Genomic DNA, 11,169 nt, shown 5'->3' with positions numbered 1-11,169 from the left:
CTGGGTAAGCTTTTTGATGATGCGCTATATAATTGTGCTCAGCCTGAAGTCTTTAATTTAGCTCGCGCTATACTGATATTGCAAGAGCAGAATAAGGTTGAAAAGTCTCAGGCTATAAGTGAGCAAATTAATAATATACGTCTTTTAGTTTTTCCTAAATCTACAGTAGCTTCTGCTCGAGAGTATGAAAACCTTACTGAAAATATAAAAACTCAATTGGAAAGTATCGAATCATTAAAAAAACCATTTAATCCGATGGTCATTATTGAGCAGGTTTGGGGAGCTCCTCAGTGAAGAAGGTATTCAGCCTCTAGCCCAACACAATCTAGGTGCGAAAAAAGTTAATTACTATCAGAATATTATTAAGTACTAAATCTGCAGATTTAACTTCTGCTTTACACCAATAATGACAAGGATAATACGATGTCATCAATAAAAATAACTCAAGCTGTCGGGCTGGGTGGAGCTAACAATGTAAACGATGTAAAAACAGTACAAAGCGGTTTAAACAAACTACTTAAACTCATTCCCCCTACAAAACCTTTAATTGTTGATGGCTGTTTAGGCTCTAGGCCTGAAAACTCTAAAACTGTTGCAGCGATTAGATTATTTCAAAGCAAAGTACTTAATATGGTACGTCCAGATGGCAAAATTGACGCTAATGGTCGAACTCATCGAAAGATGAATGAAAAACTGTTGAGTGTAGCCGTACTTCCTAATGTAAATACCTCTTTAAAAATGCCTGTAACTAATGCTTTTTGGATGAAAACAGCTGTTAATGAGGTGGGTGAATCCGAAGTTGCAGGTACTAAAGCAAACCCTAAAATTTTAGAATATTTTAAAGCTTCTAAGTTTTGGGGAAGTGATGACAGTGGTGGTCAAAATGCCTGGTGTGGCTCTTTTGTTGCTTGGGTGATGAAACAAAATAATATTGAACCTGTAAAAAATGCTTTTAGAGCCAAATCGTGGATTGATTTTGGTAAACCAATAACTCAACCTGTTTACGGTGCTATAGGCATCAAATCAAGACAAGGGGGCGGGCATGTTGCTTTTGTAGTAGGGCAAAGCGTTGATGGTCATTATTTATTTATGCTCGGAGGTAATCAAAGTAATAGTGTGAAAGTTTCTAAGTATAAAAAAGAGGTGTGGGATGCTTTTGTTGTTCCTTCTAACTTTGACTCATCATCTTCCAGTTTACCTGTTTATACTCAAAAGTCATCGATTGCAGGAAGTGAAGCATAATGAAAAATATCATAGTTCTCCTATTCTTGTTAGTAGGTGTTATCCATCCAGCGCTCGCTCAAAACGAAGCCTCATCAGAATTAAACGGCTTTATACAAGCTATAAAAAATGTACATTATCTTGCTAAATTAAAAGTCACTAAAGTGGAAGTAACGGCTCAGAATGATGGATTAGAAAAGCAGGTTTTTTTTGCTGAAGTCCTCGATACTTATAAAGGTGAATCTCACAAAAACATAAACTATGAAATGCTTGTCGAGCAAGGTGAAGATGTCGTTTTTAATTCGACTCCAGTTTATGTCGCGCTGTGTTTAGATAGTGCTGGGAATTACTACTGGCCGGGTACTGGCTCTGAATTCAAACCTTCAACAGCGATCGATGTATGGTTAGCTGAAAATAAAGAAAAGTTGATGGGTATTGTTTCTGTAGCAGATTGGTGTAAGTAGTATTATTTCAAAAATTAGACTGTTAAGTTTTAATAAAAATCACGGACAAATAATGAATAAAATTAACACGGATGTAAATTACAAAACGATTGCAGGTAATGCTCGCTTAGTTATGCTAGGTGAGTCTAATCACAACACCGCTGGATATAAATATGAAGCGATTAAAGCGATCAAACAATTAAAAGCAGCTGGCTTTACCCATTTTGCTATAGAGATGTTACCACAATCAATGAAGGAGCAAGTGGCATTCTATCAACGTACAGGTAAGGGATTTGAAGTTATTCAGCGTTACTTTAATGATAATTGGGCATGGGGATATTTAGTTCCTCATGCATACGGTGAACTTGTTAAAGCAGCAAGAACAGCAGGTTTGAAAATAGTCGCTTTGGACATGACATTAGATCAAATGGCAAGTCTTGATGCAGCTTGCTCGTCTGACAATGCCGAGGCGGGTATTTGTAAAGATACTCATAGCAAACGCAATGATAGCTGGACAAATAATATTGTGAGTATCATAAAAGAATCGACTCAACATCGTGTACTGGCTTTCATGCATCGGTGGCATGCTGTTGAAGCTGCATCTTATCAAGAAGGTATTGATACTTTAATCCAAAAGCAAGGGATACATAATGTTGTCTTTGTAGACTTTATTGGAGGTATATTGTGTCTAACCGAAAATGATTGCAGAGAAGGCTCTGCTGAAGATACTCCGCTTAAGCAGCAATACTTTTACCGTGAAGGGTTTCCCTATAAGTCAGCTATCAAGTCTTTTCAGGTTCATATTCCTGAAAAACGGGTCAATTCAGATGGTGAGTTGCAATGGTAAGGATAAGTCTTTTTATATTGTTAGTTTTAAACTCAATTTGCCACTATGTGCAAGCAAATAGTTTATGGCATGCAATCGATATTAACGATCCAAACTTAACAGTAGAACAGGCTGCACAACAATGTGCAAAAAGTTCAATGTTTGCACCATATAGTCTAGAAGAGTGGTGTGAAAAAGCTTATTCGATGGGAAGTTGGAAATCACTTCTTTACATTGGATACTATACAGGTGATGGGACTCGTTATGTCAATGAAGCAAAAAAAAATGCACAAGCCGATGGTGTTGAAGCTATCAAAATATTAGCTTGGATTTATAGTAATGGGTCTTTTGTTGAAAGGGATCTTAGTCAGTCGATTAAGCTTTATAATGATTACTTGAATCATAAAAAAAATAAATCACTGACAAAACATCAGTTAGTTTCAGTTCATAAAGCCCTGTATAACATATACAAAGAATTGGAATTTTGGCAAGACGCTTCAAAAAGTTTGCAGTATATTATCAATAATGAAGATAATGGCATTGAGAAAAATTTTTTTCGAGAAGAGATGGTTTATATTCGCGAGAGATTATCGAAATAATATCAACCGTCATGATATTCCGAACTCAAGCAAACAAGTACAACCTTATATAGATGTTGTAAATTACCTTTAAGTAACAAAAAAGCGCCTTTCGGCGCTTTTTTCTGTTTGGTTAATCAGATGATTAACGCTTATCAACGCTCACAAAATCACGCGCAGACTCACCAGTGTATAACTGACGAGGACGGCTGATTTTATGGCCTGGTTGATCTAACATTTCTTTCCAATGTGAAATCCAACCAACAGTACGAGACAATGCAAATAGCACTGTGAACATATCGTTAGGGATCCCAATGGCTTTCATGATGATACCAGAGTAGAAATCAACGTTCGGGTATAGCTTCTTAGAGATGAAGTACTCATCTTCAAGAGCGATACGCTCAAGTTCCATTGCCACGTCTAATAATGGATCAACCACTTTCAGTTCTTTGAGCACTTCATGACAGGTTTCACGCATCACTTTAGCGCGAGGGTCGAAGTTCTTATAAACACGATGGCCAAAGCCCATTAGACGGAATGGATCGTTTTTGTCTTTCGCTTTCTCGATAAACTCAGGAATACGATCAACGCTGCCGATTTCTTCTAACATTTCTAAGCAAGCTTCGTTAGCACCACCATGAGCTGGGCCCCACAACGAAGCAATACCCGCTGCAATACATGCAAATGGATTAGCGCCTGAAGAACCGGCTAAACGAACAGTAGATGTAGATGCATTTTGCTCGTGATCAGCATGTAATACAAAAATACGGTCCATCGCTTTTTCAACAACTGGGTTGACTTTGTACTCTTCACAAGGAGTAGCAAACATCATCGACAAGAAGTTACCTGCGTAACTTAAATCGTTACGTGGGTAGACAAAAGGTTGCCCCATTGAGTACTTGTAGCACATCGCTGCGATTGTCGGCATTTTCGACACTAAGCGGTAAGCTGCAATTTCACGATGCTTTGGATTGTTAACATCAAGAGAATCTTGATAGAAAGCAGATAATGCACCCGTTACACCACATAGCATTGCCATTGGGTGTGCGTCACGGCGGAAACCTCTGAAAAAGAATGCAATTTGCTCGTGAACCATAGTGTGTTCTTTCACTGTGGAAACAAATTGTTCGTAATCAGCTTTAGACGGTAATTCACCATACAATAGCAAGTAGCATAAATCTAAGTATGTCGATTCAGTAGCAAGTTGGTCAATTGGATAACCACGATGCAACAAGATACCTTGCTCACCGTCGATATAAGTAATTGCTGACTCACAAGATGCAGTAGCTAAAAAGCCTGGATCGAAGGTAAAATACCCTTTTTTTCCAAGTGTACTGATGTCGATAACGTCAAAACCTTCAGTACCTTTCTTAATAGGTAGGTCGATTGAATCGTTTCCTGGTAACTCTAATTTGGCTATATTATCAGCCATACCCCGTTCTCCTTACTTCATTCTTCTATATGAGTGCGGCATGTTAAGCGGTCATTACTTTACAGTGGATCGGGATCACAGATCAATTTAAATAAGCGTTTAAATTCGTTAGACCAAGGTATATGTCTGCTGTAAACCGCTCTAGGCTTGAATTAAATTAAAAAAACAGTAAAAAAACTTATTTTGCATAATGTGATGTTTGTATTTGACAATTCCCGCGAGTATACTTGCCTGCGTCCCTAAGGGAGACTAACGTCACAGTTTAGAAACGATTAATTTACGCACTAAATAGTGGTTTCTCAACTGATTAGATGTTTTAGAGTGATCTGTTATTTGTTTTAAAACGTAAGCTAAGTGTTAGCGTTAGTGGTTAAACAAATAACAGATATATAACAAAAATAATGCTCGACGGAGCTGAGTGAGCAGAACGTGAAAAAGCAAAGACCTGTCCATCTAGACCTGCAGACGATTCGCTTTCCTGCAACAGCGATCGCGTCAATCCTACACCGTGTTTCCGGTGTTATCATGCTATTTGCTATTGGTATTCTTCTATGGTTGTTAAATTCGACTTTAACATCAGCAGAAGGGTTCGCTAGCGTACAATCCTTGTTCGATGGTTTCGTGATGAAGTTCATCCTTTGGGGCATTCTAACCGCGTTAGGTTATCACTTGTTAGGTGGCATTCGTCATCTGATTATGGATACTGGTCGCTGGGAAGAGTTAGCTTCGGGTACAGCATCAGCTAAAGCTACGTTTGCTTTAGCAGCGGTTCTATCAATCATAGCGGGGATTTGGGTATGGTAACAAATGCAGCAAGTTTTGGACGTAGTGGTGTTCATGACTATATTCTATTACGCGCAAGTGCAGTGATCCTCGCTTGTTATACTATTTTCTTAGTAGGTTTTATCGCGTGTAGTGCCCCGTTAACTTTCGAAATTTGGAGTGGCTTATTCAGTTCACTTCCAATGAAAGTCTTTACTCTTATAACGTTGGTTGCTTTGCTTATCCATGCTTGGATTGGTGTATGGCAAGTGTTGACTGATTATGTCAAAAATACAGCGTTGCGTGGTGTACTACAGTTTACTTTTGTTGTTATCGCATTGAGTTATTTAGCTTCAGGCATAGTAATAGTGTGGGGTGTTTAAGTGAGTATTCCAGTACGCGAATTTGATGCAATTGTGATCGGCGCCGGTGGCGCAGGTATGCGAGCAGCATTACAGATTTCTAAAGAAGGTAAGAGCTGCGCGCTGTTATCTAAAGTATTCCCTACTCGTTCACATACCGTTTCTGCTCAAGGTGGTATCACCGTAGCATTAGGTAATGCACACGAAGATCATTGGGAACAACACATGTATGACACGGTTAAAGGTTCCGATTTTATCGGTGACCAAGAAGCCATTGAATTTATGTGTAAAACAGGTCCCGAAGCCATCATCGAACTTGAGCAAATGGGTTTACCTTTCTCTCGTTTTGAAAACGGCACCATTTACCAACGTCCGTTTGGTGGTCAGTCTAGAAACTTTGGTGGCGAGCAAGCCGCTCGAACTGCCGCTGCTGCTGACCGAACAGGCCATGCACTGCTTCATTGTTTATATCAACAAAACGTTAAACATAAAACTGACGTTTATTCTGAGTGGTATGCCTTAGATTTGGTTAAAAATGAAGATGACGTTGTTGTCGGTTGTACTGCGATAGAAATCGAAACCGGTGATATTGTTTATTTCAAAGCCAAAGCCACTATTTTAGCCACCGGCGGTGCAGGGCGTATTTACGCGTCTACCACCAATGCTCATATCAATACCGGTGACGGCGTTGGTATTGCAGCTCGCGCTGGTGTTCAGTTACAAGATATGGAAATGTGGCAGTTCCACCCTACGGGTATTGCTGGTGCAGGCACATTGGTGACTGAGGGTTGTCGTGGTGAAGGTGGATATCTTTTAAATAAAGATGGCGAACGTTTCATGGAACGCTATGCTCCTAATGCGAAAGATTTGGCATCTCGTGACGTGGTAGCACGTTCAATGATGACTGAAATTCGTGAAGGTCGTGGTTTAGACGGTCCATTAGGTCCACATTTGTTGCTTAAACTTGATCATTTAGGTAAAGAAACCCTTGAAGCACGTCTTCCTGGTGTATGTGAATTATCCCGTACTTTTGCCCACATTGATCCAGCTGACGGTCCAATTCCTGTGATCCCGACTTGTCATTATATGATGGGCGGTTTACCGACTAAAGTGAGTGGACAAGTTATTCGCCAGAATAACGATGGCACCGAGCAAGATGTATTAGGTTTGTTTGCTGTGGGTGAGATTGCCTGTGTATCAGTACATGGTGCAAACCGTTTAGGTGGTAACTCACTACTTGATTTAGTGGTGTTTGGACGTGCTGCCGGTCAGCATTTAGGTAAAGCGTTAGACGAAACGCCTGAGCCTAAAGCGGCGACAGACGAAGAAATAAGTGCATCACTTACACGTCTTAATCGTTGGGAAAGCAACAAAGACGGTGAAGATCCTTCGGTTATCCGTAAAGACCTTCAATTGTGCATGCAGTTAAATTTCTCTGTTTTCCGCAGTGGCGAAGCCATGGCAGAAGGTTTAGAACAGCTTCAAGCAATTCAAAAGCGTCTTGAAAATGCCAAGTTATCTGATAATTCAACAGAATTTAACACTCAACGTATTGAATGCTTAGAATTAGACAACTTGATGGCCACCGCGCTGGCAACGGCTTATGCAGCTAACTTCCGTACTGAAAGCCGTGGTGCGCATTCTCGTGAAGATTATTTAGATCGTGATGATGATAATTGGTTATGTCATAGCATATTTGACCCAGTCACTACCGCTATGAGTAAACGTGATGTCAACATGACACCTAAATTGCGCGATGCGTTTCCACCAGTAAAACGTACCTATTAGGCAGGAGTTGCAAAAGATGAAATTAACATTTGCATTGTATCGTTATAATCCTGATGTAGATACCAAGCCTTATATGAAGGATTACACCCTAGAAGTGCCAGATGGCTCTGATATGATGGTGTTAGATGCGTTAATTAAACTGAAAGAACAAGACCCAACGCTTGCGTTCCGTCGTTCATGCCGTGAAGGTGTGTGTGGTTCTGACGGTGTTAACATGAATGGTAAAAATGGATTGGCGTGTATTACACCAATTTCAACCTTTAAAGGGAAGAAAATTGAAGTCCGTCCATTACCAGGCATGCCAGTAGTTCGAGATTTAGTCGTCGACTTGACTCAGTTCTACAAGCAATATGAAAAGATTAAGCCTTTCCTGATTAATGATGAAAAGGCACCTGTTCGCGAACATTTACAATCACCTGAAGAGCGCGCTCATTTAGATGGTTTATACGAATGTATCTTGTGCGCATGTTGTTCAACTGCTTGTCCATCATTCTGGTGGAATCCGGATAAATTTATCGGACCAAGTGGCTTATTACATGCTTATCGTTTCTTAATTGACAGCCGCGACACGGCAACTGAAGAGCGTTTATCTGATCTAGATGATGCGTACAGTGTGTTCCGTTGTCATGGCATCATGAACTGTGTTGATGTTTGTCCTAAAGGATTAAACCCAACGAAAGCGATTGGTCATATTAAGTCGATGTTGCTAAAGCGGGCAGTTTAATGCACCAAGAAGAGCAAAATAGTCTGACTTATTAGCTCTATTAAGAGTCATCTCCAATAACGGGGATGGCTCTTTTGTGTGTTTATGCAATACCTCCTGAAATTAGGCTTTTTAAGATAGTTTCAGTCTACGTGTGATGTAACTTATGTTACTCACTGTTATGTTTATGGCTAGCACGTGTATCAAGTTTGAAAGGAATAACAATGCACCAAGGCATCATGAAAGCTTGGCTCGAGTCGTCGTATTTAAGTGGTTCGAACTCGACCTACGTAGAAGAGATGTATGAAGCCTATCAAGAAGATCCGCAATCAGTTACTGCTGATTGGCAGCTTGTTTTTGATAATCTCCCTCCCGTTAACGGTGCTTCAGTAGACGTACCCGAAACAGCCCACTCTAAAGTCCGTGACTATTTCCGTAGCTTAGCCCTAGAAGGTCGTTTTAAAAACGCAAACAGCGTAACCGATCCAGAGCTAGACGCGAAGCAAGTTAAAGTCCTGCAATTGATCAATGCCCATCGTTTCCGTGGCCATCAAAATGCCAATTTAGATCCATTAGGATTGTGGAAGCGTGAGGTTGTTCAGGAGTTAGATCCTGCTTATCACGGCTTAACTGTAGAAGACATGCAGCGTCAGTTTAATACTGGTTCATTCGCCCTCGGCGGTGAAACCATGAAGCTTGCTGACATTATTCATGCATTAAAGAGCACCTACTGTGGCTCTATTGGTGCTGAATACATGCATATTACTGATACCGATGAAAAACGTTGGATCCAACAACGTCTTGAACCGACATTAGGTAAAGCCCAATACGGTAACGATGTTAAAAAGCGTATTCTTGAAGGGTTGAATGCTGCAGAAGGTATCGAAAAATACCTTGGTGCTAAATTCCCTGGAGCTAAACGTTTCTCCCTAGAAGGTGGTGATTCGCTCGTTCCTATGATGCGTGAAATCATTTACCGTGCCGGTGAAGCGGGTACCAAAGAAATCGTTGTTGGCATGGCTCACCGTGGTCGTTTAAACCTGCTTATTAACGTGTTAGGTAAACGTCCTGCTGAATTGTTTGACGAATTTGCTGGTAAACACGCTGATACCCATGGTTCAGGTGATGTTAAATATCATCAGGGTTTCTCATCAGATTTTGAAACGCCAGGTGGTAATGTCCATTTAGCGTTAGCCTTTAACCCATCTCACTTAGAGATCGTTAATCCAGTGGTTATTGGTTCAGTTCGCGCTCGTCAAGATCGTCGTGGTTGTAAAGATGGCCTGCAAGTGATGCCAATTACTATTCATGGTGACTCTGCTATAACGGGTCAAGGCATTGTGCAAGAGACGTTTAACATGTCTCAAACACGTGGTTTTACCATTGGTGGTAGCATTCGGATTGTGGTCAATAACCAAGTTGGTTTTACCACATCTAACCATGCCGACACTCGTTCAACCGAATATTGTACTGATATTGCTAAGATGGTTCAGGCGCCAATTTTCCATGTCAACTCTGACGATCCAGAAGCGGTGGCGTTTATTTCGCAACTTGCAGTTGATTATCGTAATGAGTTTAAACGCGATGTGGTTATTGATTTAGTGTGTTATCGCCGTCATGGCCATAACGAAGCTGATGAGCCTAGTGCTACACAGCCGCTAATGTACGCTAAAATCAAAAAACATCCAACGCCACGTAAAATCTATGCAGATAAGTTAATCGCTGAAAATAGTATTCCAGCCGATGAAGTGACTGGTTTGATTAATCATTATCGTGATGCATTAGATGCCGGGGATTGTGTTGTTAAAGAGTGGCGTCCAATGACGCTGCATACGGTTGATTGGACACCTTATCTCAATCGTGAATGGGATGAAGATTATGCCGGTGCGATGTCGATGGACCGTCTACAAAACTTAGCCAATAAGTTAGTCGATATTCCTGATAATCATCCGCTGCAATCTCGCGTTGCCAAAATTTATGGCGACAGAACTGCGATGGCAAAAGGCGAGAAGTTACTTGATTGGGGTTTCGCAGAAACGCTAGCTTATGCTTCTATCCTTGAAGACAACAAGCGTGTGCGGATTACTGGTCAAGACTCTGGTCGTGGCACATTCTTCCATCGTCATGCGGTATTGCATAGCCAAAAAGACGGCACTACCTATTTACCTTTGCGTAATGTGGCTGATGAGCAAGGGCCAATTGATATTATTGACTCGGTATTGTCTGAAGCTTCAGTGTTGGCATTTGAATACGGTTACGCCACAGCAGAACCAGGTGGGTTAACCATTTGGGAAGCGCAATTTGGCGATTTCGTTAACTGCGCCCAAGTGGTAATTGATCAATTCTTATCATCTGGTGAGCAAAAATGGGGCCGTTTATGTGGTCTCACTATGCTGCTACCTCATGGTTACGAAGGTCAAGGCCCTGAGCATTCAAGTGCCCGTTTAGAGCGCTTCTTGCAACTATGTGCTAACCACAATATGCAAGTGTGTGTGCCATCAACTCCGGCGCAAGTTTATCACATGCTTCGTCGTCAAGTTGTTCGTCCGATGCGTCGTCCATTAGTGGTAATGTCGCCTAAATCTTTATTGCGTCATCCATTAGCTGTGTCTAGCTTAGAAGAGCTTGCTGAAGGTACTTTCCAAAATATCATCGGTGAGGTTGATACCTTAGACGCAAGTAAAGTTGACCGTGTTGTATTCTGTAGTGGCAAGGTGTATTTCGAGTTACTTGAAAAACGTCGCAAAGAGAATATCACTAACGTTGCCATCGTGCGTGTTGAGCAGTTGTATCCGTTCCCTGATGTGGAACTTCGTGCAGCATTAGAAACTTATCAACATGTTACTGATTTTGTTTGGTGTCAGGAAGAACCGCAAAACCAAGGTGCATGGTACTGTAGTCAGCATCATTTCTGGGCTAATATTCCTGCAGGTGGTCAATTAACTTATGCCGGTCGTGAAGCGTCTGCTGCACCAGCATGTGGTTATCCTGGCTTGCACGTACAGCAGCAAGAATCATTAGTTAATAGCGCATTAAAACTGTCGTAATAGATAA

11 protein-coding genes are annotated in these 11,169 nt (G+C 41.0%); 10 read left to right on the top strand and 1 reads right to left on the bottom strand.

Annotated elements, in window-relative coordinates:
- The 5 genes from H5185_RS07160 to H5185_RS07140 all read left to right on the top strand — a co-directional run.
- Nucleotides 1-294, top strand: a 294-nt coding sequence (locus H5185_RS07160; protein ID WP_182741705.1) for a hypothetical protein, incomplete at its 5' end; no start/stop codon positions are given.
- Between the two features lie 129 nt (nucleotides 295-423).
- Nucleotides 424-1,242 carry a TIGR02594 family protein gene (locus H5185_RS07155; protein ID WP_182741704.1) on the top strand — a complete coding sequence of 273 codons (819 nt, stop codon included), beginning with the start codon at nucleotides 424-426 and terminating at the stop codon, nucleotides 1,240-1,242.
- Complete coding sequence (locus H5185_RS07150) at nucleotides 1,242-1,685, top strand: hypothetical protein (protein ID WP_182741703.1); 444 nt, start codon at nucleotides 1,242-1,244, stop codon at nucleotides 1,683-1,685. The genes H5185_RS07155 and H5185_RS07150 overlap by 1 nt, the downstream gene beginning before the upstream one ends.
- Nucleotides 1,686-1,737: 52 nt before the next feature.
- Nucleotides 1,738-2,511 (top strand): ChaN family lipoprotein, encoded by a 774-nt coding sequence (locus tag H5185_RS07145; protein ID WP_182741702.1) that lies wholly within the window; start codon nucleotides 1,738-1,740, stop codon nucleotides 2,509-2,511.
- Nucleotides 2,505-3,089 carry a hypothetical protein gene (locus H5185_RS07140; RefSeq protein WP_182741701.1) on the top strand — a complete coding sequence of 195 codons (585 nt, stop codon included), beginning with the start codon at nucleotides 2,505-2,507 and terminating at the stop codon, nucleotides 3,087-3,089. Before H5185_RS07145 ends, H5185_RS07140 begins: the two co-directional genes overlap by 7 nt.
- Nucleotides 3,090-3,213: 124 nt before the next feature.
- Here H5185_RS07140 and H5185_RS07135 read toward each other — a convergent pair whose 3' ends face one another.
- On the bottom strand, nucleotides 3,214-4,500 hold the full coding sequence (locus H5185_RS07135; RefSeq protein ID WP_124015805.1) for a citrate synthase: 1,287 nt from the start codon (nucleotides 4,498-4,500) through the stop codon (nucleotides 3,214-3,216).
- A gap of 429 nt (nucleotides 4,501-4,929) precedes the next feature.
- Between H5185_RS07135 and sdhC the strand changes: the two genes are divergently transcribed.
- From sdhC to sucA, 5 genes are all read left to right on the top strand, one after another.
- Entirely contained in the window at nucleotides 4,930-5,304 is a 375-nt protein-coding gene (sdhC, locus tag H5185_RS07130) for a succinate dehydrogenase cytochrome b556 subunit (protein ID WP_124015806.1), read from the top strand.
- Nucleotides 5,298-5,645: a succinate dehydrogenase, hydrophobic membrane anchor protein gene (gene sdhD, locus H5185_RS07125; protein WP_124015807.1), complete on the top strand. Its 348-nt coding sequence runs from the start codon at nucleotides 5,298-5,300 to the stop codon at nucleotides 5,643-5,645. Before sdhC ends, sdhD begins: the two co-directional genes overlap by 7 nt.
- Nucleotides 5,646-7,412 (top strand): succinate dehydrogenase flavoprotein subunit, encoded by a 1,767-nt coding sequence (gene sdhA, locus H5185_RS07120; RefSeq protein ID WP_124015808.1) that lies wholly within the window; start codon nucleotides 5,646-5,648, stop codon nucleotides 7,410-7,412.
- A 16-nt stretch (nucleotides 7,413-7,428) separates the two neighbouring features.
- Nucleotides 7,429-8,136 carry a succinate dehydrogenase iron-sulfur subunit gene (locus H5185_RS07115; RefSeq protein WP_124015809.1) on the top strand — a complete coding sequence of 236 codons (708 nt, stop codon included), beginning with the start codon at nucleotides 7,429-7,431 and terminating at the stop codon, nucleotides 8,134-8,136.
- Nucleotides 8,137-8,339: 203 nt separating this feature from the next.
- Nucleotides 8,340-11,162, top strand: coding sequence for a 2-oxoglutarate dehydrogenase E1 component (gene sucA / locus H5185_RS07110; protein ID WP_182741700.1), 2,823 nt, complete (start codon nucleotides 8,340-8,342; stop codon nucleotides 11,160-11,162).
- Nucleotides 11,163-11,169: the final 7 nt, after the last annotated feature.

Origin of the sequence: Shewanella sp. SG44-6 (genome assembly GCF_014164185.1) — a bacterium.
GTDB classification, from domain to species: Bacteria; Pseudomonadota; Gammaproteobacteria; order Enterobacterales; family Shewanellaceae; genus Shewanella; species Shewanella vesiculosa.
This window is presented reverse-complemented; position numbering and strand designations above follow the sequence as displayed.